23 protein-coding genes are annotated in these 24,635 nt (G+C 60.6%); 6 read left to right on the plus strand and 17 right to left on the minus strand.

The window, feature by feature from the left end; translation table 11 throughout:
* Positions 1-97: 97 nt before the first annotated feature.
* Positions 98-850 carry a DUF2059 domain-containing protein gene (locus GTQ41_RS26330; protein ID WP_047297189.1) on the plus strand — a complete coding sequence of 251 codons (753 nt, stop codon included), beginning with the start codon at positions 98-100 and terminating at the stop codon, positions 848-850.
* 129 nt (positions 851-979) lie between these two features.
* On the opposite strand, the gene GTQ41_RS26335 is transcribed toward GTQ41_RS26330, so the two are convergent.
* The gene (locus tag GTQ41_RS26335; protein WP_047297190.1) at positions 980-1,927 is read right to left on the minus strand and encodes an alpha/beta hydrolase; all 948 of its coding nucleotides are present in this window, start codon (positions 1,925-1,927) and stop codon (positions 980-982) included.
* A gap of 99 nt (positions 1,928-2,026) precedes the next feature.
* Here GTQ41_RS26335 and GTQ41_RS26340 point away from each other — a divergent pair, with 99 nt between their 5' ends.
* Both GTQ41_RS26340 and GTQ41_RS26345 read left to right on the plus strand, forming a co-directional pair.
* Positions 2,027-2,605 (plus strand): DUF6436 domain-containing protein, encoded by a 579-nt coding sequence (locus GTQ41_RS26340; RefSeq protein ID WP_047297191.1) that lies wholly within the window; start codon positions 2,027-2,029, stop codon positions 2,603-2,605.
* 102 nt (positions 2,606-2,707) lie between these two features.
* On the plus strand, positions 2,708-5,119 hold the full coding sequence (locus tag GTQ41_RS26345) for a penicillin acylase family protein (RefSeq protein ID WP_047297192.1): 2,412 nt from the start codon (positions 2,708-2,710) through the stop codon (positions 5,117-5,119).
* Positions 5,120-5,259: 140 nt separating this feature from the next.
* Here the strand turns inward: GTQ41_RS26345 and GTQ41_RS26350 are convergent, their stop codons facing one another.
* Complete coding sequence (locus GTQ41_RS26350; protein ID WP_047297193.1) at positions 5,260-6,225, minus strand: GlxA family transcriptional regulator; 966 nt, start codon at positions 6,223-6,225, stop codon at positions 5,260-5,262.
* Between the two features lie 302 nt (positions 6,226-6,527).
* Between GTQ41_RS26350 and GTQ41_RS26355 the strand changes: the two genes are divergently transcribed.
* On the plus strand, positions 6,528-7,169 hold the full coding sequence (locus tag GTQ41_RS26355; RefSeq protein WP_047297194.1) for an HD domain-containing protein: 642 nt from the start codon (positions 6,528-6,530) through the stop codon (positions 7,167-7,169).
* A 91-nt stretch (positions 7,170-7,260) separates the two neighbouring features.
* On the opposite strand, the gene GTQ41_RS26360 is transcribed toward GTQ41_RS26355, so the two are convergent.
* From GTQ41_RS26360 to GTQ41_RS26395, 8 genes are all read right to left on the minus strand, one after another.
* On the minus strand, positions 7,261-8,151 hold the full coding sequence (locus tag GTQ41_RS26360) for an ABC transporter permease subunit (protein WP_047297195.1): 891 nt from the start codon (positions 8,149-8,151) through the stop codon (positions 7,261-7,263).
* Positions 8,148-9,029 (minus strand): ABC transporter permease subunit, encoded by an 882-nt coding sequence (locus GTQ41_RS26365; protein WP_174377002.1) that lies wholly within the window; start codon positions 9,027-9,029, stop codon positions 8,148-8,150. Before GTQ41_RS26365 ends, GTQ41_RS26360 begins: the two co-directional genes overlap by 4 nt.
* Positions 9,030-9,064: 35 nt before the next feature.
* Entirely contained in the window at positions 9,065-10,207 is a 1,143-nt protein-coding gene (gene potA, locus GTQ41_RS26370; protein WP_003229245.1) for an ABC transporter ATP-binding protein, read from the minus strand.
* A 67-nt stretch (positions 10,208-10,274) separates the two neighbouring features.
* The gene (locus tag GTQ41_RS26375) at positions 10,275-11,372 is read right to left on the minus strand and encodes a polyamine ABC transporter substrate-binding protein (protein WP_047297196.1); all 1,098 of its coding nucleotides are present in this window, start codon (positions 11,370-11,372) and stop codon (positions 10,275-10,277) included.
* 187 nt (positions 11,373-11,559) lie between these two features.
* On the minus strand, positions 11,560-12,669 hold the full coding sequence (locus tag GTQ41_RS26380) for a polyamine ABC transporter substrate-binding protein (RefSeq protein ID WP_047297197.1): 1,110 nt from the start codon (positions 12,667-12,669) through the stop codon (positions 11,560-11,562).
* Positions 12,670-12,840: 171 nt separating this feature from the next.
* A complete protein-coding gene (locus tag GTQ41_RS26385) occupies positions 12,841-14,205 on the minus strand; it encodes an aspartate aminotransferase family protein (protein WP_047297198.1) in 1,365 nt (454 codons plus the stop codon).
* 56 nt (positions 14,206-14,261) lie between these two features.
* Entirely contained in the window at positions 14,262-15,620 is a 1,359-nt protein-coding gene (locus GTQ41_RS26390; RefSeq protein WP_007967993.1) for a glutamine synthetase family protein, read from the minus strand.
* A 96-nt stretch (positions 15,621-15,716) separates the two neighbouring features.
* Positions 15,717-16,073 carry a glutamine amidotransferase gene (locus GTQ41_RS26395; RefSeq protein WP_217325534.1) on the minus strand — a complete coding sequence of 119 codons (357 nt, stop codon included), beginning with the start codon at positions 16,071-16,073 and terminating at the stop codon, positions 15,717-15,719.
* Positions 16,074-16,351: 278 nt separating this feature from the next.
* Here GTQ41_RS26395 and GTQ41_RS26400 point away from each other — a divergent pair, with 278 nt between their 5' ends.
* Together GTQ41_RS26400 and GTQ41_RS26405 are read left to right on the plus strand one after the other, a co-directional pair.
* Positions 16,352-17,728, plus strand: coding sequence for a glutamine synthetase family protein (locus GTQ41_RS26400; protein ID WP_003229254.1), 1,377 nt, complete (start codon positions 16,352-16,354; stop codon positions 17,726-17,728).
* 261 nt (positions 17,729-17,989) lie between these two features.
* Positions 17,990-18,628: a TetR/AcrR family transcriptional regulator gene (locus GTQ41_RS26405; RefSeq protein ID WP_047297199.1), complete on the plus strand. Its 639-nt coding sequence runs from the start codon at positions 17,990-17,992 to the stop codon at positions 18,626-18,628.
* Positions 18,629-18,795: 167 nt separating this feature from the next.
* Here GTQ41_RS26405 and GTQ41_RS26410 read toward each other — a convergent pair whose 3' ends face one another.
* The 7 genes from GTQ41_RS26410 to GTQ41_RS26440 form a co-directional block, all read right to left on the minus strand.
* Positions 18,796-19,011 (minus strand): molybdopterin-binding protein, encoded by a 216-nt coding sequence (locus tag GTQ41_RS26410; RefSeq protein WP_007967989.1) that lies wholly within the window; start codon positions 19,009-19,011, stop codon positions 18,796-18,798.
* 33 nt (positions 19,012-19,044) lie between these two features.
* On the minus strand, positions 19,045-19,851 hold the full coding sequence (ssuB, locus tag GTQ41_RS26415) for an aliphatic sulfonates ABC transporter ATP-binding protein (RefSeq protein WP_047297200.1): 807 nt from the start codon (positions 19,849-19,851) through the stop codon (positions 19,045-19,047).
* Positions 19,848-20,630 (minus strand): aliphatic sulfonate ABC transporter permease SsuC, encoded by a 783-nt coding sequence (ssuC, locus tag GTQ41_RS26420; RefSeq protein WP_047297201.1) that lies wholly within the window; start codon positions 20,628-20,630, stop codon positions 19,848-19,850. The genes ssuB and ssuC overlap by 4 nt, the downstream gene beginning before the upstream one ends.
* Positions 20,631-20,638: 8 nt before the next feature.
* Entirely contained in the window at positions 20,639-21,787 is a 1,149-nt protein-coding gene (gene ssuD / locus GTQ41_RS26425; protein ID WP_041072113.1) for an FMNH2-dependent alkanesulfonate monooxygenase, read from the minus strand.
* Positions 21,788-21,812: 25 nt separating this feature from the next.
* Positions 21,813-22,793 (minus strand): sulfonate ABC transporter substrate-binding protein, encoded by a 981-nt coding sequence (locus tag GTQ41_RS26430; protein WP_047297202.1) that lies wholly within the window; start codon positions 22,791-22,793, stop codon positions 21,813-21,815.
* An 88-nt stretch (positions 22,794-22,881) separates the two neighbouring features.
* Complete coding sequence (gene ssuE, locus GTQ41_RS26435) at positions 22,882-23,475, minus strand: NADPH-dependent FMN reductase (RefSeq protein WP_041072109.1); 594 nt, start codon at positions 23,473-23,475, stop codon at positions 22,882-22,884.
* A 279-nt stretch (positions 23,476-23,754) separates the two neighbouring features.
* On the minus strand, positions 23,755-24,393 hold the full coding sequence (locus GTQ41_RS26440) for a peroxiredoxin (RefSeq protein ID WP_047297204.1): 639 nt from the start codon (positions 24,391-24,393) through the stop codon (positions 23,755-23,757).
* Positions 24,394-24,635 lie beyond the last annotated feature (242 nt).

Genomic DNA, 24,635 nt, shown 5'->3' on the forward strand with positions numbered 1-24,635 from the left:
GGCAGGAAATCCGACAGAGCCACGCGGCGGCTTGATACGAATTCTCGACAAGTACCGGCACCGCACGGAGAATAGTCCGCTGCTGACAGGAGTCCCTATGCGCCGTTTGCTTTTTTCACTGTTGATGTTCTGCGTTTTGCCCGCCTGGGCGGACGGCCACGATCAGTTGTACAAGATCGCCGGCTGGCCAGATCAACGTGCGCATTTCAACGATGCCCTGAGTGCCGCGCAGCAGCGCTACCAGAACAACCTGCCACCGGCGGTGTTTCAGGCCCTGGTCAATAACAGCAACCAGCGCTTCGCACCGCAGGCCATGGATCAGCGTGCCGAAGCGCAACTGCGCCAGCACCTTGCCGATCCACAACCGGCGCTGACCTTTTTTCAATCGCCGCTGGGCAAGAAAATCGTTGCCGCTGAGTTGCTCGCCACCCGTCGCGATCAGCTGGCGAAGAACGCCAAGGGCTTGCCGAAGATGCAGGTCAGCGACAGCCGTCTGCTGATCATCGGCCATCTGGCGCAAGCGCTGCCGGCGCGCGAGGCCGGCGCCGAAGTCAGCCTGGCGATTGCCGGCGTGGCGGCGGACAGCTTGAGTTCGATGATTCCCGGCCTGCTCGGCGGCGGTCAGGCGCAAGGCATGCTGAACGGCCAGCGCCAGCGCCTGATGGAGCAGATCGGTGCCGATTTGAACAACACGCTGCTCTACGTTTATCGCGATCTGTCGGACGACGAACTGGAGCAGTTCGCGACCTTTGCCGAGTCCAGCGAGGGCAAGGCGTATTACCAGGCGGCGCTCGCAGCGATTCGGGCCGGGTTGGCGGTGGGGCAAAGCACTTCGAACCTTGGCCAGTAAGCTTTATCACCTTTCAGACCGCCATCGCTGGCAAGGCAGCTCCCACAAGGATTTTCATCTAATACAGAGTTTGTGAACGCCGGAAAACCTGTGGGAGCTGGCTTGCCAGCGATGAGGCCAGCAACTCCCCTAGAGATTCCGCCCCCTGATCCGCTTGTTCAGAAACTCGAAATACTCCTCGCGCATCTCCAGCGTCTCGTTCGCCAGATGATGCCGCGCCTCTGGCAGCAACAGAATCTGCGGCCGGTCGAATTTCCACTTCAGCACCTGCAAGTTGTGCTGCCAGTCCACGGTCATGTCCGCCTGCCCCTGAATGATCAGCGGCCGTCGCGGACTTTTTTTCGCGTGCTCGACGCGGATGATCCAGCGCGACAGTGCACCGACCCACGCGGTGGGCAAGCGTTTGGGCTGTAACGGATCGGCCTGCAGAAACGGCAGGAAATCCGGGTCGTTGGAGTTCTCGCTGAAGCGACGGGCGATGCCTCGCACGAAAGGCCTGAGCAGGTAATAACTGAGCTGCGACCAGCCCCAGGCGCGCGGACGCACCAGCGGCGCCAACAGAATCAAATGACCTTGCGCCGGGCTGCCCTCGCCATGATTGAGTACATGGTCGACGACGATCGCGCCGCCGGTGCTTTGTCCGCACAGGTGCCAGGGTTGCGGCAAGGCAATCGAAGCGGCTTCGGCGAACAGCGCCTGCAAGGCGTCCTGATATTCAGAGAAATCACGGATGCTCGCCCGCGGCCCACTCGACAGACCATGCCCCGGCAAGTCGCAGGCGATAACAGCAAAATCCTGATCCAGTGCCCACTCGATGACATGCCGGTACAGCCCGGTGTGATCGTAAAAACCGTGCAGCAGAAACAGCGTGCCCTTGACCTTCTCCGGCCACCAGCAATGGCTGACCAGCTCATACCCGTCCACTTCGAACCGGCCCATGCCGCGCCAGACATCGCGCTCGGGGAAATCGGTTTTATAAAACCGCTGATACACCTTCGCCTCGTCCGACAACGGCTGCCACTGGGCCAAAGGCTTGAGGCTGGCGCGTAAATGATCGGCATCGAAAGTGTCAGGCATGCGGGTATTCCAAAGCGGTAAACAGACTTTATCGGCCTGCGATATTCATCTGTTGCGGCAAGCATGGCAAGCTAGCCCCCCTTCGAGGATCGAAAAACCATGCGCTCGCCCTACCGCACCGCACTGTTTGCCAGCCTGCTCGCGCTTGTGTGTGCCGGGGTACTGTGGGCGGCGTACGACTGGTTTCAGGGGCGTTATCTGCGTGCGTTCAGTCAGCACACCGCGGTGTTTTCCGGTGATTCGCTGCGTCTGCCGGATGAACTGGCCGGGCCCGGCAAAATCCGTCTCGTGCACTTCTGGGATCCGGCCTGCCCGTGCAACGTCGGTAATCAACAGCACCTGACGGAAATGGTCGAGCAGTTCGGCCCGCGCGGCGTGGAATTCTTCGCCGTGCAAAAGGCTGGCAGCCACGGCCAGTTGCCCGCGACCCTGAGCAATCTGAAACACATCACGGTGTTGCCCGGTTCCGATCAGGTACCGGCCAGCCCCGCCGTGGCGATCTGGGACCGCAGCGGCAAACTGGCGTATTTCGGCCCCTACAGCGAAGGCCTGACCTGCAACTCCAGCAACAGCTTTATTGAACCGATCCTCAACGCGCTGATGGATGATCGACCGGTCAACGCCACGCACACCCTGGCGGTCGGGTGTTATTGCCCTTGGCCGGTGATGGTGCAGTAAGGCATTCCGGACTTTTCGAGGACAGCGATGCACGGCACGGAAGGTCTGTGCTAATTGTTTGCAGCCCGACGGGCGGCAATCCCGCATGCACAAGGAGTCACCATGAAACGCGTCTTCACCGTTCTTGCCTTGCTCATCGTTGTCCTGCTCGCCAGCGTCGGCGCCTACCTCTACAGCAAGCAACCGACGCGTCAGGGCCAGGTGGAGCTGCGCAACCTGCAAGGTTCGGTGACGGTGCGTTACGACGAACGCGGGGTGCCGCATATTCGTGCCGAGAACGAAACCGATCTGTATCGCGCCCTCGGCTACGTGCACGCTCAAGATCGCCTGTTCCAGATGGAAGCCATGCGCCGCCTCGCCCGTGGCGAACTGGCCGAAGTGCTCGGGCCGAAGCTGCTCGACACCGACAAACTGTTCCGCAGCCTGCGCATCCGCGAACGCGCCGCCCGTTATGTCGCCAGTCTCGATAAGCAGTCACCGGCGTGGAAGGCCCTGCAAGCCTATCTGGACGGCATCAACCAGTATCAGGACAGCCACGCGGCGCCGATCGAGTTCGACGTGCTGGGCATCCCCAAGCGGCCGTTTACGGCAGAGGACAGCATCAGCGTCGCCGGTTACATGGCCTACAGCTTCGCCGCCGCGTTTCGCACCGAGCCGTTGCTGACCTACGTGCGCGACCAACTCGGCGCCGATTACCTCAACATCTTCGACCTCGACTGGCAGCCCCAAGGCGTACTCGCCAAAGGTCACGCCAAGAAGACGCCGACCCTTGCCGCCGACGACTGGCAAGACCTCAACGCTCTCGCCCGCCTCAGCGAGCAGGCGCTGGTTGAAAACGGCCTGCCGCAATTCGAAGGCAGCAATGCCTGGGTGATTGCCGGCAGTCGCAGCCAGAGCGGCAAACCGCTGCTGGCCGGCGACCCGCACATTCGTTTCTCGGTGCCTTCGGTGTGGTACGAAGCACAACTGTCGGCGCCGGGGTTTGAGCTTTACGGCCATCATCAGGCGCTGGTGCCGTTCGCGTTCCTGGGGCACAACCTGGATTTCGGCTGGAGCCTGACCATGTTCCAGAACGACGATCTGGATCTGATCGCCGAGAAGGTCAACCCGGACAACCCGAATCAAGTCTGGTACCACGGCCAGTGGACCGATCTGCTCAGCTCCGAGCAGCAGATCGCGGTGAAGGGCCAGGCGCCGGTGACGCTGACCTTGCGCCAGTCGCCCCACGGCCCGATCGTCAACGACGCCCTCGGCACTGCCGCCGGCAAGACACCGATCGCCATGTGGTGGGCATTCCTCGAAACGCCGAACCCGATCCTCGAAGGTTTCTACCAGCTCAACCGCGCCGACACCCTGGCCAAGGCCCGCGCCGCAGCGGCCAAAGTACAGGCACCGGGGCTGAACATCGTTTACGCCAACGCCAAGGGTGACATCGCCTGGTGGGCCTCGGCGCTGTTGCCCAAACGCCCGGCCGGGGTCAAACCGGAGTTCATTCTCGACGGCAGCAGCAATCAGGCGGACAAGGATGGCTACTACCCGTTCAGCACCAACCCGCAGGAGGAAAATCCGGCGCGCGGCTACATCGTCTCGGCCAACTTCCAACCGCTGTCGCCAACCGGGATGGAGATTCCCGGTTACTACAACCTCGCCGATCGCGGCCAGCAGCTCAATCGCCAGCTCAGTGACAAGAGCGTGAAATGGAGCAACGAAGCCAACCAGAAGCTGCAACTGGGCACCACCACCGCCTACGGCCCGCGCACCCTGGCGCCATTGCTGCCGGTGCTGCGTGAAGTGGTGAGCGATCCGGCGCAACTGAAACTGGTCGAGCAACTGGCGCTGTGGCCGGGCGACTATCCGCTGGATTCGGTGAGCGCCACCGTGTTCAACCAGTTCCTCTACGACCTCGCTGATGCGGCGATGCGCGATGAGTTGGGCAACGATTTCTTCGAGACGCTGCTATCGACCCGGGTGATCGATGCCGCGCTGCCGCGCCTGGCGGCGAGCGCCGATTCGCCGTGGTGGGACAACCGCAACACGCCGAACAAGGAGACCCGCACCGACATCGTCAGAGCGGCGTGGCAGGCGAGCATCGCGCACCTGAAACAAACCCTCGGCGACAATCCGTCGGACTGGCAATGGGGCACGGCGCACACCCTGACCCACGGTCATCCGCTGGGTCAGCAGAAGCCGCTGGACCGGATCGTCAATGTCGGGCCATTCGCTGCGCCGGGCAGCCACGAAGTGCCGAACAACCTCTCGGCCAAGCTTGGTCCGGCGCCATGGCCAGTGACTTACGGGCCTTCGACGCGGCGTCTGGTGGACTTCGCCGACCCGGCGCACAGCCTGACCATCAACCCGGTCGGCCAGAGCGGTGTGCTGTTCGACAGCCACTATGACGATCAGGCCGAAGAGTACATCGAGGGAATGTACGTGCAGGCGCACTTCAGCGAGGAAGAGGTGACGGCCAATACCCGCAGTACGTTGAAACTGTTGCCAGCGCGAGCTGCGCAATAGATTTGTGCTGGCTGGTCTGGCCCCATCGCTGGCAAGCCAGCTCCCACAGGATTTTCAGTGAACACAGATTATGTGAACACCCGAGAAACCTGTGGGAGCTGGCTTGCCAGCGATGGGGCCCTTAAGAACACAAGAGACCTTCAGAGCATCAACGCAAAATTCAGCCGGAACTGCTGCGGCGTCACCCCCAACCGGCGATTGAACACACTGCGCATGTGCTGCGCATCGCGAAACCCGCACTGATAAGCCACAGTCTTCAGCGGCGCCGTGGTGCTTTCGAGCAGCACCCGTGCCGCATCGACTCGCGCACTTTCGACGAACTCTGCCGGGGTGACCCGGGCCTCGCGGGCAAACACCCGGGAAAAATTGCGCGCGCTCATGTTCGCCGCATTTGCCAAGTCGGCAATCGTCAGGTCGCCGGTGAGATTGGCCAGCACATACAACTGCACCATTGCCACCGCCGAGGTCGGCTCCGCATGCGGCGTGAGGAACGGGCTGAACTGCGACTGCCCGCCCGAGCGCTGGGTGAACACCACCAGCCGTTTGGCCACGCTCAGCGCCACGTCAGCGCCGTGATCGCGGGCCAACAGGTACAAGGACAGATCGATCCCCGCCGTAACCCCGGCCGAGGTATAGAGCGCACCGTCCTCGACATACAGGCGATCGGCTTCGACCCGCGCCGATGGACACAATTGCGCCAACGCTTGGGCATCGTTCCAGTGGGTGGTCACCGTTCGCCCGTCCAGCAGCCCCGCCCGCGCCAGCATGAACGCGCCGTTGCAGATCGAGCCAAAACGCCGCGCACGGGCACTGGCCTCGCGCAGCCAGGTGTCGAAGCCTTTGCCGAAATCCAGAAACGGTAACTGCGGGCCACCAGCGACGAGCAGCAAGTCCCAGGCGTCAAGCGCCTCGCTGAAATGCCGGTGAGCGCTGAGGTTCAAGCCATTGGAGCAAGCCATCGGCCCGCGTTCGACGCCGATCACCTCCAGCCGATAGTGATCCTCGGGGGGCAGAAAACGATTGGCCTCGGCGAACACATCCATCGGCCCGCTGACATCCAGCGCCTGCACGCCGGGGAACACCACGATGGCGATGGTTTTGTTCATAAGCCTCCTTGGGGATCTTTGTGGCGAGGGGATTCATCCCCGATCGGCTGCGCAGCAGTCGTAGATCCTCACTGCGCGGTTTACCTGATTCGCCGAAATAGCAGGTTTTGGAACTGCTGCGCAGTCCATCGGGGATGAATCCCCTCGCCACAGGTTCGGTGTCTGCTGTTTTAAGTGAGTTGGCACGATTTGCAGGTCGATTGGCAAGGATCGCAGCCATGGGTTGATTGTCCGTGCAGTGCCTCGGGGAACAGACTTTGTCCATCAGCGCCACGACGGCGTTTTCGACGAGGAAACACCTTATGAGCACGACCATTGCCGGCATCAAAATCCCCGACAGCGCCCTCGCCCGGGCCACCACCGAGTACATTCGCGACATCGAATCCGACCTGCTCTATCACCACTCGCGCCGGGTGTTTCTGTTCGGTGCGCTGAGCGGCGAACGCCAACAACTGACCTACAACCCGGAGCTGCTGTATGTCGGCGCGATGTTCCACGACCTCGGACTGGTCGACGGTTATCGCAGTGATGACGAGCGTTTCGAAGTGGATGGCGCCAACGCGGCAACGGCGTTCCTCAAACCATACGGGCTGAGCGATGACGACATCGAACAGGTCTGGCTGTCGATTGCCTTGCACACCACGCCGGGCGTGCCCAAACATCTGCGGCCGACTGTGGCGCTGGTGACGGCGGGTGTCGAGATGGACGTGCTGGGTATGGATTATGCGGCGTTCAGCAGTACCCAGCGCGAGGCGGTGGTGCATGCGCATCCACGCGGGGAAGGTTTCAAGGAATGCATCATCTGCGCGTTTGCCGACGGCTTGCGCCATCGTCCGCAGACCACGTTCGGCAATGTGAAGACCGATGTGCTGAAGGATCAGGAACCGGGGTTCAAGCCGATGAACTTTGTCGAGGTCATCCGTACATCCCCTTGGATTTCCTGAGCTCCAAAAGCAAAAGATCGCAGCCTGCGGCAGCTCCTACAGAGATTGCATCCACTGTAGGAGCTGCCGCAGGCTGCGATCTTTTTGCCCGTCAGGCCGCTTCCGGCGCAGGCGCGCGGCGCACGTCCGGTTGTTTCCACGAATCGGCGGCGCTTTCTTCGATGGCTTGCTGGATGGCTTTCTTGCGCGCTTCTTCGGCGCGACGGCTGAAGAACCACACCAGGAAGGTCACCAGCGATACCGCCAGCAAAATCAGGCTGGCCACGGCATTGATCTCCGGCTTCACGCCAAGACGCACCGCCGAGAACACTTCCATCGGTAGCGTGGTCGAACCCGGGCCGGAAACGAAGCTCGCCAGTACCAGATCGTCCAGCGACAGCGCAAACGACATCATGCCGCCCGCCGCCAGCGAAGGCGCGATCATCGGAATGGTGATCAGGAAGAACACCTTCCACGGCCGCGCACCGAGGTCCATGGCTGCCTCTTCGATCGACAGGTCCAGCTCACGCAGACGCGCCGACACCACCACCGCCACATACGCTGCACAGAACGTGGTGTGGGCGATCCAGATGGTGACGATGCCACGTTCCTGCGGCCAGCCGATCATCTGCGCCATGGCCACGAACAGCAGCAACAGCGACAGACCGGTAATCACTTCGGGCATCACCAGCGGCGCGGTGACCAGGCCACCGAACAGCGTGCGACCCTTGAAGTGGGTGATGCGGGTCAGCACGAAGGCTGCCAGCGTGCCCAGCGCTACCGCTGCAACGGCGGTGTAGCAGGCGATTTCCAGCGAACGCACCACCGAGCCCATCAGTTGCGTGTTGTCGAGCAGGCCGACATACCACTTGATCGACCAGCCGCCCCATACCGTCACCAGTTTCGAGGCGTTGAATGAGTAGATCACCAGGATCAGCATCGGCAGGTAGATGAACAACAGACCCAGAACCAGCATCAAGCTGGAGAAACGGAAGCGCTTCATTCTTTACCCTCCATTTCCTTGGCCTGACTGCGGTTGAACAGGATGATCGGCACAATCAGGATCGCCAGCATCACCACCGCCAGTGCGGACGCCACCGGCCAGTCACGGTTGTTGAAGAACTCTTGCCAGAGCACTTTACCGATCATCAGGGTTTCCGGGCCGCCAAGCAGTTCCGGGATCACGAACTCACCGACCACCGGGATGAACACCAGCATGCAGCCGGCAATGATCCCGTTCTTGGACAGTGGAATGGTGATTTTCCAGAAGCTGTTGAAGGTGCTCGAACCGAGGTCGGCAGCGGCCTCCAGCAAGCTGTGATCGTGCTTCACCAGGTTGGCGTACAGCGGCAGGATCATGAACGGCAGGTACGAGTAGACGACGCCGATGTACACCGCGAGGTTGGTGTTGAGGATCTGCAGCGGCTCGTCGATCCAGCCCATGCTCATCAGGAAGCCGTTGAGCAGGCCGTTGTTGCTGAGAATGCCCATCCACGCATACACACGGATCAGGATCGCGGTCCAGGTCGGCATCATGATCAGCAGCACCAGCACCGTCTGCAGCTCTTTACGGGCGCTGGCGATGGCGTAGGCCATCGGGTAGCCGATCAGCAGGCACAACAGCGTGCTGAAGAAAGCCATCTTCAGCGAGCCAAGGTACGCGGCGATGTACAACTCGTCGTCGCCGAGCATTGCGTAGTTGCCAAGGTTCAGCAGCAGTTGCAGCTTCTGCTCGGCGAAGGTGTAGATCTCGGTGTACGGCGGAATGGCCACATCGGCTTCGGCAAAGCTGATCTTCAGGACGATGAAGAACGGCAGCATGAAGAACAGGAACAGCCAGATGAAGGGAACCCCGATGACCAACTGGCGGCCACCGGGAATTATTCGATTGAGCCGGCGTTTGAATTTGCGCATGTTCATGAGCGAAGTACCACGCCGCTGTCGTCTTCCCACCACACGTAAACCTGATCACCCCAGGTCGGACGCTGACCGCGACGCTCGGCGTTGGCGACGAACGACTGCACCAGCTTGCCACTCGGCAATTCGACGTAGAACACCGAATGCCCACCGAGGTAGGCGATGTCATGCACCTTGCCGCTGGACCAGTTGTATTCGCAGGTCGGCATCTCGGCGGTGACCAGCAGCTTCTCCGGACGAATCGCGTAGGTCACGGATTTGTCCTGCACCGAGGTGCTGATGCCGTGGCCGACGTAGATCTGCCGGTCGAGGTCCTTGCAGGTGATGGTCGCGTGGCCTTCAGCATCGTCGATCACTTCACCTTCGAAGATGTTTACGTTGCCGATGAATTCGCAGACCAGACGGCTGGTCGGGGTTTCGTAGATGTCGATCGGGCTGCCGATCTGGGCGATCCAGCCCAGGTGCATGATCGCGATGCGCTCGGCCATGGTCATGGCCTCTTCCTGGTCGTGGGTCACCATCACGCAGGTCACACCCACGCGCTCGATGATTTCCACCAGCTCCAGCTGCATCTGCGACCGCAGTTTCTTGTCCAGTGCACCCATCGGCTCATCGAGCAGCAGCAGCTTCGGCCGCTTGGCCAGCGAACGCGCCAGTGCCACACGTTGACGCTGACCACCGGACAGTTGATGCGGCTTGCGCTTGGCGTACTGGCTCATCTGCACCAGTTTGAGCATCTCGGCGACGCGCGCATCGATCTCGGCATTGGGGATCTTGTCCTGCTTGAGGCCGAAGGCGATGTTCTGCGCCACGGTCATGTGCGGGAACAAGGCGTACGACTGGAACATCATGTTGATCGGTCGCTCGTACGGCGGCATGTCGGTGATGTCGACGCCGTCGAGGAAAATGCGCCCCTCCGTGGGCCGTTCGAACCCTGCCAGCATCCGCAGCAGTGTGGATTTGCCCGATCCCGAACCGCCGAGCAGGGCGAAAATTTCGCCCTTCTTGATTTCCAGGGACACATCGTCCACGGCAATCGTCTCGTCGAACTTCTTCGTGACCCGGTCGATTTTGACCAACACCTGCTTAGGTGTCTGGTCGCCCTCGAGGGCTTTCTTATAGGCGCCGGAGGCAACTGCCATTTACGAAACTCCCAGAAAAAAACAGTGCAGTTCGCCCCATGCGGACGAACCCAGGATAGTTTGTGCCTTACTTGCCCGACTTGACCTTGGTCCAGCTACGGGTCATCAAACGCTGAATATTGGGTGGCAACTCGACCGACACGTAAGTCTTGTCGAGGACTGCTTGCGGTGGATAAACCGCTTCATCGGTGCGGATGGACTGCTCCATCAGCTTGTCCGACCCCGGGTTGGGGTTGGCGTAACCGACGTAATCACTGACCTGGGCGATCACCTCAGGTTTCAGCAAATAGTTGATGAAGGCGTGGGCCTCTTTGACGTTGGACGAGTCCTTCGGAATCGCCAGCATGTCGAACCACAGCGCGCCGCCCTCTTTCGGAATCGAGTAGGCGATGTTCACACCCTTCTTGGCTTCCTCGGCACGGTGCTTGGCCTGGAAGATGTCACCGGAGAAACCGATGGCCACGCAGATGTCGCCGTTGGCCAGATCACCGATGTATTTCGAGGAGTGGAAGTAGGTGACGTAAGGACGCACGGCCAGCAGTTTGTCGGTGGCCTTGGCGTAATCCTTCGGATTGGTGCTGTTGGCGTTCAGGCCCATGTAGTTGAGCACGGTCGGCATCATTTCATCGGCCGAGTCGAGGAACGCGACGCCGCAGCTGTGCAGCTTCTTGATGTTCTCCGGCTCGAACAGCACGCTCCAGGAATCGATCTTGTCGATACCGAGCACGGCCTTGACCTTGTCGACGTTGTAGCCGATGCCGTTGGTGCCCCACAGGTACGGCACCGCGTACTGGTTGCCCGGATCGTTCTGCTCCAGGCGCTTGAGCAGCACCGGATCGAGATTCGCATAGTTCGGCAGCTGCGACCTGTCGAGCTTCTGGAACGCGCCCGCCTTGATCTGCTTGCCAAGGAAGTGGTTCGACGGCACGACCACGTCGTAACCGGTACGCCCGGCCAGCAGCTTGCCTTCCAGGGTCTCGTTGGAATCAAACACGTCGTACACCGGTTTGATCCCGGTTTCTTTCTGGAAGTCGGCCAGGGTGGTCTCGCCGATGTAATCCGACCAGTTATAAATATGCACCGTACCGGCGGCCTGGGCTCCGACAGCGATCGTCAGGCCGGCAGTGGCCAGCAGAGCTTTGCGCAAAGAAGAAAAAATAGGCAAGTGGAGGTCCTCTAATTGAGTTGGGCCCAAGTTGCCCCGTGCTGCAAGACAGTCACGGTTGCCCGGCAACAAAACCGGCGCGCAACTTACCTTCGAAAAACCGATCCAGCAAAACTTTCTGTCATTTAATTGATCCGCTGACCGCCGTCATGGCGACGACAGCCAGCGGTTGCTGCTTCAAACCGGCTTATTTACCGGATTTGATCTTGGTCCAGCTGCGGGTCATTTCGCGCTGGGTAGCGGCCGGCAAATCGGCGATCGCATACAGCTTGGCCTGCACGTCGGCTGGCGGGTAAATGCCTGGATCGCTGGTGATGTCTTTTTCCACCAGAGCGGTCGCAGCAGCGTTACCGTTCGGGAAGCGTACGGCGTTGGTGATGCCGGCCATGACTTCAGGCTTCTGCAGGAAGGTCATGAACTTGTAGGCGCCTTCGACGTTTTCGGCATCTTTAGGGATGGCGACCATGTCGAAGAAGCTGCCAGCGCCTTCTTTCGGAATGGCATAGCTGACTTTCACCTTGTCACCGGCCTCGGCGGCACGGGACTTGGCCTGCTGCACGTCACCCGAGTAACCGACCGCTACGCAGATGTTGCCGTTGGCCAGGTCCGAGATGTACTTGGAGGAGTGGAAGTAGGTGATCGAAGGACGAATCTTGAGGAACAGGTCCTCGGCTTTCTTGATGTCTTCTTTTTTCTGGGTGTCGGTAGGCAGGCCCAGGTAGTGCAGTGCGACCGGGAGCATTTCGGTCGGCGAATCGAGGAAGCTCACACCGCAGCCCTTGAGCTTGGCGATGTTTTCCGGCTTGAGCAGCACGTCCCACGAGTCGATGGTGTCGACGCCCAGCGCAGCCTTGACCTTCTCCGGGTTGTAACCGATACCGATCGAACCCCACATGTACGGGAAGGCGTGCTTGTTACCCGGATCGCTGACCGACACGGCCTTGAGCAGGTCCTGGTTCAGGTTCTTCCAGTTAGGCAGCTTGGACTGGTCCAGCTCCTGGTAAACACCGGCCTTGATCTGCTTGGCCAGGAAGTTGTTCGACGGCACAACGACGTCGTAACCGGATTTGCCCGCCAGCAGTTTGGCTTCCAGGGTTTCGTTACTGTCGAATACGTCGTAGACGACTTTGATCCCGGATTCTTTCTCGAAGTTGGCAATGGTGTCCGGAGCGATGTAGTCGGACCAGTTGTAAACGTGCAGTACCTTGTCGTCCGCGTGAACCGCACCCGCCATCATGCCCGCGACGGACAGCGCGAGAAGAGTCTTGCCAGCAAGCTTTTTACCTAATGCCTTCATGCGTCATGCTCCAAATTTTTCTTTTTTGAACCACTTTGTTCAGCGGCCGAACCCCGACAACTGGAACTGCGGCTAGTCTGGCAAGATCGGAGGCGGTCTTTCAAGAAAAGGCCCACCTTTCTGACACCTTCGAGCGAGAGCGCCGCAGCTCCCCCGCTCGAAGCCTAGCACTTAGGCTTGCAACGCACTGAGGGTCAGGTCCAGGCAGTTGCGTGCCTTGGTCACCAGCTCATCGATCTCCGCCTTGCTGATCACCAGCGGCGGCGCAATGATCATGGTGTCGCCCACGGCGCGCATGATCAGGCCGTTATCGAAGCAGAACTGCCGGCAGATCATGCCCACGCCCCGGCCTTCGTAACGCTTGCGAGTGGCCTTGTCCTGCACCAGCTCGATCGCCCCCAGCAACCCGACGCCGCGCACTTCGCCCACCAACGGGTGGTCGTTGAGTTCGCGCAGACGCTTCTGCAAATACGGTGCCGTTTCGTTGTGCGCGTTCTCGATAATTTTCTCGTCGCGCAGAATCCGGATGTTTTCCAGACCCACCGCTGCCGCCACCGGGTGCCCGGAGTAGGTGAAGCCGTGGTTGAAGTCGCCACCTTCGTTGAGCACTTTCACCACTTCATCACGGACGATCAGGCCACCCATCGGGATATAGCCGGAGGTCAGGCCTTTGGCGATGGTCATCATGTCCGGTTTCAGGTCGTAGAAATCCGAACCGAACCACTCGCCGGTACGGCCGAAACCGCAGATCACTTCGTCCGCCACGAACAGAATGTCGTACTTGGCGAGGATTTCCTTGATGCGCGGCCAGTAGGTATCAGGCGGAATGATCACGCCGCCGGCGCCCTGGATCGCCTCGGCAATGAACGCACCAACGTTGTCCACGCCGACTTCGAGAATCTTCTCTTCCAGCTGATTGGCGGCCCAGATGCCGAACTCTTCCGGCGACATGTCGCCGCCCTCGGCGAACCAGTACGGCTGCGCGATGTGGACGATGCCCGGGATCGGCAAATCGCCCTGTTCGTGCATGTAGGTCATGCCGCCCAGGCTCGCGCCGGCCACGGTGGAACCGTGATAACCGTTCTTGCGGCTGATGATGACTTTCTTGTTCGGCTGGCCCTTGATCGCCCAGTAGTGGCGAACCATGCGCAGCATGGTGTCGTTGCCTTCGGAGCCGGAGCCGGTGAAGAACACATGGTTCATGCCTTCCGGCGCCACGTCGGCGATGGCCTTGGCCAGTTCGAGCGCCGGCGGGTGCGCGGTCTGGAAGAACAGGTTGTAGTAAGGCAATTCGCGCATCTGCTTCGCGGCGGCGTCAGCCAGCTCATCGCGGCCATAACCGATCGCCACGCACCACAGACCCGCCATGCCATCGAGGATCTTGTTGCCCTCGCTGTCCCACAGGTACACGCCCTTGGCGTTGGTGATGATCCGTGGGCCCTTCTCTTTCAGTTGTTTGAAGTCGCTGAACGGGGCCAGGTGGTGTTCGCTGCTCAGGGCTTGCCACTCACGGGTTTGCGGGTTGTTGCTGGTCATGCCAATTCTCCTTGTTATCGGTGAAGGCGCGGCTGCTGCCAGCCGCGCCCGGCGTATCAGACGGCGAAGAGCAAGTACTCACGCTCCCAGGAACTGATCACGCGCTTGAAGTTTTCATGCTCGGCCCGCTTGACCGCGACGTAGCCGGTGATGAAGGTCTTGCCCAGGTATTTCTCGATGGTTGCGCTGTTTTCCATACGCTCCAGCGCGTCTTCGATGGTCAGCGGCAGGCGCAGGTTGCGGCGTTCATAGCCACGACCGACCACCGGCGCGCTCGGATTGAGGCCCTCGACCATGCCGATGTAACCGCAGAGCAGGCTCGCGGCAATCGCCAGGTACGGGTTGGCGTCGGCGCCCGGCAGGCGGTTTTCCACGCGGCGGTTCTGCGGGCCGGCATCCGGGACGCGCAGGCCCACGGTGCGGTTCTCTTCGCCCCACTCCACGTTCACCGGCGCCGAAGTGTCCGGCAGGAAGCGGCGGAACGAGTTGACGTTCGGCGCGAACAGCGGGAGCAATTCCGGAATCAGTTTCTGCAGGCCACCGATGTGGTGCAGGAACAGCTGGCTCATGGTCCCGTCTTCATTGGAGAACACGTTCTTGCCGGTCTCGATGTCGATGATGCTCTGGTGCAAGTGCATCGCACTGCCCGGCTCGCCGGTCATCGGCTTGGCCATGAAGGTGGCGGCCACGTCGTGCTTGAGCGCGGCTTCGCGCATGGTGCGCTTGAACACCAGGATCTGGTCGGCCAGCGACAGTGCATCGCCGTGACGGAAGTTGATTTCCATCTGCGCCGTGCCGTCTTCGTGGATCAGCGTGTCGAGGTCCAGCTCCTGTAGTTCGCACCAGTCGTAGACGTCCTCGAACAGCGGGTCGAACTCGTTCGCCGCTTCGATGGAGAACGACTGACGCCCGATTTCCGGACGGCCCGAGCGGCCGATAGGCGGCTGCAGCGGATAGTCGGGGTCGTCACTGCGCTTGGTCAGGTAGAACTCCATCTCCGGTGCCACGATCGGCTGCCAGCCCTTGTCGGCGTAGAGCTTCAGGACCTTCTTGAGCACGTTGCGCGGCGACAGCTCGATCGGGTTGCCTTGCTTGTCGTAGGTGTCGTGGATCACCTGAGCGGTCGGCTCTATGGCCCATGGCACCAGATATACGGCGTTCTGATCGGGGCGGCAGATCATGTCGATGTCGGCCGGGTCGAGCAGTTCGTAATAGATGTCGTCTTCGACGTAGTCGCCGGTCACGGTCTGCAACAGCACGCTTTCCGGCAGACGCATGCCCTTTTCGGCGATGAACTTGTTGGTCGGCGAGATCTTGCCCCGGGTGATACCGGTCAAGTCGCCGATCATGCATTCGACTTCTGTGATCTTGTGGTCTTTCAACCAATCGGTGAGCTGGTCGAGGTTGTTACTCATAAATGCCTCTGGGCTGAGTCTCCTGACATCGTGTCAGGCAAAGTTTGACGCCGTGGCGTCGCGTTAAAGGAGGGCTTGCTTGCGCGCAGTGCCGGCTTACGCCTGGCACCGCGCATCGACAATGAAAGAGGAGCTTACCTGCCCTTTACGCTGGCGTTGCATTTCCTGTGCACATTCAAGGCGTGCAGAATCATGAGCACGGCTGGGGAAGCGGCACAGGCTTTGGGACTCAAAGGGATCTATATTGAAGGAAGGCGCCATAAACAGAATGCTTTGCCGTACGTCCAGAATAACGGACGCTGCCGTTTGGCGTGATGCGGACGAGGACATCGTCGACAGCCCGCGAGCCTTGCGGGCTGCACTACGGACGGATTTGTCGCCACTGATGTGTTGAGCATGCAGACCGGACTGTTGCGAGCAGTCGGTGATGCCGATTAACGGCAGGCGAGACATGAAGCACCCCGGTATTATTGCTGTTATGGGTTTGATCGGAGCTTAGCCTTGTTCATTTTTTTACACAACACCCCCGTAAAAAATACAACACGGCCTGCTCAAGCCCGCGGGTGCCAAGCGTCCCAAGGACAAAAAACTGCCCCAAAGTGCCCCATAAATGCCCTCGCAGCGCTTTTTTAGGGCAAAAAAGGCCTCGCTTGACTTCGGCATGCCGTTCGGGTTGACTGAAACCAGAAAAGATCAATGATTGATATTTTTAACAACAAAGGTGTTGCATCATGTCGGTACCCCCGCGTGCCGTTCAGCTTAACGAAGCGAACGCGTTCCTTAAGGAACATCCTGAGGTTCTGTACGTTGACCTTCTGATTGCGGATATGAATGGTGTGGTGCGCGGCAAGCGCATCGAACGCACCAGCCTCCACAAGGTTTACGAGAAAGGCATCAACCTGCCGGCCTCTCTATTTGCTCTGGATATCAATGGTTCTACGGTGGAAAGCACCGGCCTGGGTCTGGACATCGGCGACGCCGACCGGATCTGCTATCCAATCCCCGATACCCTGTGCAACGAGCCATGGCAGAAGCGCCCGACCGCGCAACTGTTGATGACCATGCACGAACTCGAAGGCGACCCGTTCTTCGCCGATCCGCGCGAAGTGCTCCGTCAAGTTGTTGCAAAGTTTGACGAGCTGGGCCTGACCATCTGCGCAGCCTTCGAGCTGGAGTTCTACCTGATCGACCAGGAAAACGTGAACGGCCGTCCACAGCCGCCACGCTCGCCGATTTCCGGCAAACGCCCGCACTCGACTCAGGTCTACCTGATCGACGACCTCGACGAATACGTCGACTGCCTCCAGGACATTCTGGAAGGCGCCAAAGAGCAAGGCATCCCGGCCGACGCCATCGTCAAGGAAAGTGCCCCGGCGCAGTTCGAAGTGAACCTGCACCACGTCGCCGACCCGATCAAGGCGTGCGATTACGCGGTACTGCTCAAGCGTCTGATCAAGAACATCGCCTACGACCATGAAATGGACACCACCTTCATGGCCAAGCCGTACCCGGGCCAGGCCGGTAACGGTCTGCATGTCCACATCTCGGTGCTCGACAAAGATGGCAAGAACATCTTTGCAAGCGAGGATCCCGAGCAGAACGCCGCGCTGCGTCACGCGATCGGCGGTGTGCTCGAGACCCTGCCGGCGCAGATGGCTTTTCTCTGCCCGAACGTCAACTCGTACCGTCGCTTCGGCGCGCAGTTCTATGTACCGAACTCGCCGTGCTGGGGCCTGGACAACCGCACTGTGGCGATCCGCGTGCCGACTGGCTCTGCCGACGCCGTACGGATCGAACACCGCGTGGCCGGTGCCGACGCCAACCCGTACCTGCTGATGGCTTCGGTCCTGGCCGGTGTGCATCACGGTCTGGTGAACAAGATCGAACCGGGCGCTCCGGTCGAAGGCAACAGCTACGAGCAGAACGAACAAAGCCTGCCGAACAACTTGCGCGATGCCCTGCGTGAGCTGGACGACAGCGAGGTGATGGCCAAGTACATCGATCCGAAATACATCGATATCTTCGTCGCCTGCAAGGAAAGCGAGCTGGAGGAGTTCGAACACTCCATCTCCGACCTTGAGTACAACTGGTATCTGCATACCGTTTAAGCGGTTGTAGTGCCAAACAGAACGCCGTCGGCTCTTGCAGCCAACGGCGTTTTTTTATGGCTAAACACACATCTCTGTGTTTGGGATGCATGGCCGCCTGCGGCGGATCGCTGGCAAGCCAGCTCCCACAGGGTTCTGTTGTGTAATCAAAATTTGTGTTCAACACGGATACCTGTGGGAGCTGGCTTGCCAGCGATGGCGTCCGGGCAGACAACATCGAACCCGGCTCGTACAATGCCCGCTGCCCCGCAGGAGACTTTCATGACGCGTCCCGCCCCCGTCCGTAAACCCCGTGCCCGCAGTCAGGCGCGCATCGACTCGATACTCGACGCCGCGCGCACGCTGCTGGCTGCCGAGGGTGTGGCCAGCCTGTCGATCTACAGCGTCGCCGAACGCGCGCAGATTCCGCCCTCCTCGGTCTACCACTTCTTCGCCAGCGTCCCGGCGCTGCTCGAAGCATTGACCGCCGACGTGCACGCGGCGTTTCGCGCCTGCCTGCAAGCGCCGATCGACCACGATGCCCTGCGCGACTGGCGCGACCTGTCGCGGCTGATCGAGGAACGGATGCTGGAGATCTACGGCGAAGACGCGGCGGCCCGTCAGTTGATCCTCGCCCAGCACGGCCTGACCGAAGTGACCCAGGCCGATCGCCAGCACGACATCGAACTCGGCGACCTGATGCACAAACTGTTCGACCATCACTTCGAATTGCCGCGACTGCCGACCGATGTCGACGTGTTTGCGCTGGCGATGGAACTGGGCGACCGCGTGTATGCACGTTCGGTGCAGCAGTACGGGCAGATCACGCCGCGCATGGCCGAGGAAGGGATGCGGGTGTTTGATGCCTACCTCGGGTTGTATCTGCCGCCTTATCTGCCCAAGAGACATCTGGTGAGCTGAATGGCCTCATCGCTGGCAAGCCAGCTCCCACAAGGAGCTGCTGTGTATGCAGATTTGGTGACCGACAGATAACCTGTGGGAGCGCCGCGACAGCATCCTCATCTGATGCAGATAACAAAAAACCCCGAAGGGCTCACGCCATTCGGGGTTATTTTTTACTCACAGGCTTACAACTTGGCGATCGACACCTCGGTGGATTTCACGAAGGCGATCACTTCGCTGCCCACCGCCAGTTCCAGCTCCTTGACCGAGCGGGTGGTGATCACCGAAGTGACGATGCCGGAGGCGGTCTGCACGTCGATTTCCGACAGCACGTCGCCGAGAACGATCTCCTTGATCGAGCCTTTGAACTGGTTGCGCACGTTGATGGCTTTGATAGTCATGGCTTTGATTCCTGTCGTTGGAGGTAACTTGGGTTATTGAGCCCAGCGCAATTGCGTAGGCAGTGGTGAAACAGGTTCCGGCTCCGGCGGCTCGCCGGGCAGGGACAGAACACGGTTGAGCACTTCGGTTTCCAGCGCCGCCAGTCGATGCGATCCGCGCACGCGCGGACGTGGCAGCTCCACTTGCAGGTCGAGGCCGACTTCGCCGTCCTCGATCAGAATCACCCGGTCGGCAATCGCCACCGCTTCGCTGACGTCATGGGTCACCAGCAGCACGGTGAAGCCATGCTGTTGCCAGAGGCGTTCGATCAGTTGCTGCATCTCGATCCGGGTCAGCGCATCCAGCGCACCCAGCGGCTCGTCGAGCAGCAGCAGGCGCGGTTGATGAATCAGCGCGCGGGCCAGCGCCACACGCTGCTTCTGCCCACCGGACAAGGCGGCCGGCCATTCGCTGGCACGATCGGCCAGACCCACCGCTTCCAGCGCCTCCAGCGCTTGCGGGCGCCAGTTGCCTTTAAGGCCGAGCCCGACGTTGTCGATGATCTTTTTCCACGGCAGCAGCCGGGCTTCCTGGAACATCAGCCGGGTGTCTTCCCGCGCATCACTCAGCGGGGCGGCACCGGCCAACAGGTCGCCGCCCGTCGGTTGATCGAGGCCGGCGAGCAGACGCAGGAACGTGCTCTTGCCGCAACCGCTGCGCCCGACCACGGCGACGAACTGCCCCGCCGGAATGTGCAGGTCGATGTCGCGCAGCACCTGTCGCGCACCAAAGGTTTTCTGCAGGTTGCGCACCACCAGCGGAATCCCGCGCAGCAGGCGTGGAGGTTGTTGAGCGGTCATGCCACACCTCCCTTGGCAACCTGATAAGCCGGATGCCAGCGCAACCACACACGTTCAAGTCCACGGGCCGCGAGGTCGGCGAGTTTGCCGAGCACCGCGTAAAGCAGGATCGCCAGCACCACCACATCGGTCTGCAAAAACTCCCGGGCATTCATCGCCAGATAGCCGATGCCGGAGCTGGCGGAGATTGTTTCGGCAACGATCAGCGTCAACCACATGAAGCCCAGCGCAAAGCGCACACCGACCAGAATCGAAGGCAACGCACCCGGCAGAATCACCTGCCAGAACAGGCTGAAACCGCTCAAGCCATAACTGCGCGCCATCTCCACCAACGCCGGATCAACGTTGCGGATGCCGTGATAAGTGTTGAGGTAGATCGGGAACAACGTGCCCAGCGCCACCAGGAAAATCTTCGCCGACTCGTCGATGCCGAACCACAGGATCACCAGCGGAATCAGCGCCAGGTGCGGCACGTTGCGGATCATCTGCACCGAACTGTCGAGCAGGCGTTCGCCCCACTTCGACAGGCCGGTGATGAAGCCCAGCACCAGGCCAATGCTGCCACCGATGGTGAAGCCCAGCGCGGCGCGCCAGCCGCTGATTGCCAGGTGTGTCCAGATTTCGCCGCTGCGCACCAGGCTGACACCGGCCTCGATCACCGCCACCGGTGCCGGCAGAATCCGCGTCGACAACCAACCGGCCGACACCGACAACTGCCACACCGCCAGCAACAACACCGGCAACGCCCAGGGCGCGAGGTTGTGGATAAGTTTCTTCATGGCGCGCCTCAGCTCTGCGACGCGGCTTTGGGAAGAATGTCGTTGGCCACCATCTCGCCGAACGGGCTGACATAACCGGCGCTTTTCGGCAGCTCCGGACGCTCGATGTCGAGGTGCGGGAACAGCAGCTCAGCGACGCGGTACGACTCTTCGAGGTGTGGATAACCGGAGAAGATGAACGTATCGATCCCCAGATCCGCGTACTCCTTCACGCGGGCGGCCACGGTCGGACCATCGCCGACCAGCGCGGTACCGGCACCGCCGCGCACCAGACCGACGCCGGCCCACAGGTTGGGGCTGACTTCGAGGTTGTCGCGACTGCCGCCGTGCAGCGCGGCCATGCGTTGCTGGCCGACCGAGTCGAAGCGCGCCAGCGATGCTTGCGCACGTTTGATGGTGTCGTCGTCCAGATGCGAGATCAGCCGGTCGGCTGCTTGCCAGGCTTCGGCGTTGGTTTCGCGCACGATCACATGCAGACGAATGCCGAAGCGCACGGTACGCCCGAGCCTGGCTGCCTTGGCGCGCACCTGCTCGATCTTCTCGGCCACCGCCGCTGGCGGTTCGCCCCAGGTCAGGACCATCTCGACCTGTTCGGCAGCGAGATCCTGCGCCGCTTCCGAGGAGCCACCGAAGTACAGCGGTGGGCGCGGTTGCTGGATCGGCGGATAGAGCAGTTTGGCGCCCTTCACGCTGATGTGTTCGCCGTCGTAATCGACGGTTTCGCCTTCCAGCACCCGACGCCAGATCCGCGTGAATTCCACCGAAGCCTGATAACGCGCTTCGTGATCGAGAAACAGACCATCACCGGCCAATTCTTCCGGGTCGCCACCGGTCACCAGGTTGAACAGCGCACGACCGCCGGACAGACGATCCAGGGTCGCTGCCTGCCGCGCCGCCACCGTCGGGGAAATGATCCCGGGGCGCAGGGCGACAAGGAATTTCAGACGCTGGGTCACCGGGATCAACGACGCGGCCACCAGCCACGAGTCTTCGCACGAACGGCCGGTGGGAATCAGCACGCCGCCAAAACCCAGACGATCCGCCGCTTGCGCGACCTGTTGCAGATAACCGTGGTCAACGGCGCGGGCGCCTTCGGCGGTGCCAAGGTAATGGCCGTCGCCGTGGGTAGGCAGGAACCAGAAGATGTTAAGGCTCATGGAGTGGTCTCCTTGGGGATTCGATTTACTGGGCTTGGCTGACCGAGCTTTGGGCCACAGCGGCCGGTGGTGTCCAGATCACATCCTTGATGCTCAACGGCTTGGGAATCAGCTTGAGCTGGTAGAAGGTGTCGGCGATTTTCTGTTGCGCGGCGACCACGTCCGGGGTAAGGAACAGCGCACCGTAGCCCTGGCGTTTCACCGAGGTCAGGGTGATGTCAGCCGGCAGGCCGAGCAGTGGCGCGACCTGTCGGGTCACGTCTTCAGGATTGGCTTTGGACCACTCGCCCACGGCGCGCACTTCTTCGACGAGGGTCTTGATCACCTCGGGATTTTTCTGCGCGTAAGGTTTGGTCGCGAGGTAGAACTGATGGTTGTCGACGATGCCTTTGCCGTCACGCAGGGTGTGCGCTTGCAGCTGTTGCTCGGCAGCGGCCTGGTACGGATCCCAGATCACCCAGGCGTCGACGCTGCCACGTTCGAACGCGGCGCGGGCATCGGCCGGCGGCAGGTACACGGTCTGGATATCGGCGTATTTGAGGCCGGCGTCTTCAAGGGCGCGCACCAGCAAGTAGTGCACGTTGGAGCCTTTGTTCAGCGCGACTTTCTTGCCCTTCAGATCGGCGACCGATTTGATCGGCGAGTCTTTCGGTACGAGGATCGCTTCGCTGTTCGGCGCTGGCGGTTCGTAGGCGACATAGAGCAGGTCAGCGCCGGCAGCCTGAGCGAATACCGGTGGGGTTTCGCCGGTAACACCGAAGTCGATCGAGCCTACGTTCAGGCCTTCGAGCAATTGCGGGCCGCCGGGGAATTCAGTCCATTGCACGTCCACGCCTTGGGCAGCCAGACGTTTTTCCAGTGTGCCTTTGGCCTTGAGCAGCACCAGCGTGCCGTACTTCTGATAACCGATTCTTAGCGTCTCGGCCTGAGCCTGGGTGATGGCGCCGAAGGACACAGCCGCAGCAAACAGAGCGACCAGACCACGACGCAAAAATACAGTGCGCATAGCGCTCTCCTTTTTGCTGTTGGGTTGTGGCTGCACCTGCTTGCCCGTTGGCGGGCGAGTAAGGCCAGTACTTCAATTTCGGTGAGGCTTAAATGCTCCAGCGAGCACTCAACAAACGTTCATTCAACAGTCCCGGCTCCAGCGGTTTCGGCCGGCGGGCCATGGCACTGACAAACTGCTCCAGTGCTTCGTGCAGACGCTGCTCCAGCGCCGGCGCCAGTTGCGCCTGGGCACTGCCTTCGCCGTAAGCAATCTGGCTGTCCTCGGCAAAAATCCCTTGCAGCATTTCCTGGGCTTTCAATGCCGACAGCACGGGCTTGAGGGCGTAATCGACCACCAGCATGTGGGCGATGCTGCCGCCCGTGGCCATCGGCAGCACAATTTTGTGGTTCAGGGCGCGTTCCGGGAGCAGATCGAGCACGGTCTTCAGCGCGCCGGAAAACGACGCCTTGTACACCGGCGTGGCGATCAGCAGACCGTCAGCGTTTTCAATCTGCGCCAGCAGGTCGAGCACCTTCGGGCTGTCGAAGCGGGCGTGGAGCAAGTCTTCGGCCGGGAAGTCCCGCACCTGATAACTCACCACTTCCACCCCCTGCTCCTGCAACCAGCGTTGCGAGCGCTCCAGCAACACCCCGGAACGGGAGCGTTGGCTGGGACTGCCACCGAGTGAGACGACCAGCATTCAGACGATTCCTTGCGCGTTACAGGCGATTCGCCGGTTGCGATCTCGCTTCGATGGAGTGACCTTACCAGCTGATTTATATATCCATAAATCATATTTATTCATTTGGTTATGCATTTTAGAGATATAAATTTCAACAAACTGCGCGCAAAAAAAAGGCCGTCGAAACGGCCTGAAATCCCCTGCTATTTGGATGCATCAAAAGATTGCAGCCTTCGGCAGCTTCTGCATGGAGCGGCCTCCTCCTGTAGGAGCACCGCAGGCTGCGATCTTTTGATCTTAACGATTCGGCTGCGGCGTCAGGCGCAGGTATGGCTTCACCGCGCGGTAGCCCTTCGGAAAGCGCTGCTTGATCTCTTCCTCGTCCTTGAGTGACGGCACGATCACCACCTCCTCACCGTCCTGCCAGTTGGCCGGCGTGGCCACCTTGTAGTTGTCGGTAAGTTGCAGCGAATCGATCACCCGCAGGATCTCGTGGAAGTTGCGCCCGGTGCTCGCCGGGTAGGTGATGGTCAGGCGGATCTTCTTGTTCGGATCGATGACGAACAGCGAACGCACGGTCAGCGTGTCGTTGGCGTTCGGGTGGATCAGATCATAGAGATCGGACACCTTGCGATCGGCATCGGCCAGGATCGGGAAGTTGACGATGGTGTTCTGGGTTTCGTTGATGTCTTCGATCCACTTGTGGTGCGAGTCCACCGGGTCCACCGACAGCGCAATGGCTTTGACGCCGCGCTTGCTGAACTCATCCTTGAGCTTGGCGGTGAAACCCAGCTCGGTGGTGCACACCGGGGTAAAGTCGGCCGGGTGGGAGAACAGCACACCCCAGCTATCGCCCAGCCACTCGTGGAAACGAATCTTGCCGGCGCTGGAATCCTGTTCGAAGTCGGGGGCGATGTCGCCGAGTCTGAGGCTCATGATGCTGCTCCTGATGAGTTGTTGGAGAACTCAACTGTAGCTTGGGATTTGCCATCATGAAAAAGAATAAATAACTAGATATTTAGAATTTAATTGAATATTAAACATCGTTCACTGGACGCTCGTCGTCATCGCGACGAACATCGACCCCAAGGTTCGAGAAGGCCTTGAGTAGCTGCAAAAGAAGGGAATGTCGGGACAGGCTTACGGGGGTGAGCCTGACCCGAAAATGCAAAAGCCCC

Source organism: Pseudomonas sp. AN-B15 (assembly GCF_019056475.1).
Taxonomy (GTDB): Bacteria; Pseudomonadota; Gammaproteobacteria; order Pseudomonadales; family Pseudomonadaceae; genus Aquipseudomonas; species Aquipseudomonas parakoreensis.

Coding starts and splice junctions, on each gene's coding strand:
- GTQ41_RS26385 (WP_047297198.1), bottom strand. CDS start 14,205: ATGACCAGCAACAACCCGCAAACCCGTGAGTGGCAAGCCCTGAGCAGC.
- GTQ41_RS26400 (WP_003229254.1), top strand. CDS start 16,352: ATGTCGGTACCCCCGCGTGCCGTTCAGCTTAACGAAGCGAACGCGTTC.
- potA (WP_003229245.1), bottom strand. CDS start 10,207: ATGGCAGTTGCCTCCGGCGCCTATAAGAAAGCCCTCGAGGGCGACCAG.
- GTQ41_RS26430 (WP_047297202.1), bottom strand. CDS start 22,793: ATGCGCACTGTATTTTTGCGTCGTGGTCTGGTCGCTCTGTTTGCTGCG.
- GTQ41_RS26395 (WP_217325534.1), bottom strand. CDS start 16,073: ATGTCTCGCCTGCCGTTAATCGGCATCACCGACTGCTCGCAACAGTCC.
- GTQ41_RS26390 (WP_007967993.1), bottom strand. CDS start 15,620: ATGAGTAACAACCTCGACCAGCTCACCGATTGGTTGAAAGACCACAAG.
- GTQ41_RS26355 (WP_047297194.1), top strand. CDS start 6,528: ATGAGCACGACCATTGCCGGCATCAAAATCCCCGACAGCGCCCTCGCC.
- ssuC (WP_047297201.1), bottom strand. CDS start 20,630: ATGAAGAAACTTATCCACAACCTCGCGCCCTGGGCGTTGCCGGTGTTG.
- GTQ41_RS26340 (WP_047297191.1), top strand. CDS start 2,027: ATGCGCTCGCCCTACCGCACCGCACTGTTTGCCAGCCTGCTCGCGCTT.
- ssuD (WP_041072113.1), bottom strand. CDS start 21,787: ATGAGCCTTAACATCTTCTGGTTCCTGCCTACCCACGGCGACGGCCAT.
- ssuE (WP_041072109.1), bottom strand. CDS start 23,475: ATGCTGGTCGTCTCACTCGGTGGCAGTCCCAGCCAACGCTCCCGTTCC.
- GTQ41_RS26330 (WP_047297189.1), top strand. CDS start 98: ATGCGCCGTTTGCTTTTTTCACTGTTGATGTTCTGCGTTTTGCCCGCC.
- GTQ41_RS26405 (WP_047297199.1), top strand. CDS start 17,990: ATGACGCGTCCCGCCCCCGTCCGTAAACCCCGTGCCCGCAGTCAGGCG.
- GTQ41_RS26360 (WP_047297195.1), bottom strand. CDS start 8,151: ATGAAGCGCTTCCGTTTCTCCAGCTTGATGCTGGTTCTGGGTCTGTTG.
- GTQ41_RS26345 (WP_047297192.1), top strand. CDS start 2,708: ATGAAACGCGTCTTCACCGTTCTTGCCTTGCTCATCGTTGTCCTGCTC.
- GTQ41_RS26350 (WP_047297193.1), bottom strand. CDS start 6,225: ATGAACAAAACCATCGCCATCGTGGTGTTCCCCGGCGTGCAGGCGCTG.
- GTQ41_RS26335 (WP_047297190.1), bottom strand. CDS start 1,927: ATGCCTGACACTTTCGATGCCGATCATTTACGCGCCAGCCTCAAGCCT.
- GTQ41_RS26440 (WP_047297204.1), bottom strand. CDS start 24,393: ATGAGCCTCAGACTCGGCGACATCGCCCCCGACTTCGAACAGGATTCC.
- GTQ41_RS26380 (WP_047297197.1), bottom strand. CDS start 12,669: ATGAAGGCATTAGGTAAAAAGCTTGCTGGCAAGACTCTTCTCGCGCTG.
- GTQ41_RS26410 (WP_007967989.1), bottom strand. CDS start 19,011: ATGACTATCAAAGCCATCAACGTGCGCAACCAGTTCAAAGGCTCGATC.
- ssuB (WP_047297200.1), bottom strand. CDS start 19,851: ATGACCGCTCAACAACCTCCACGCCTGCTGCGCGGGATTCCGCTGGTG.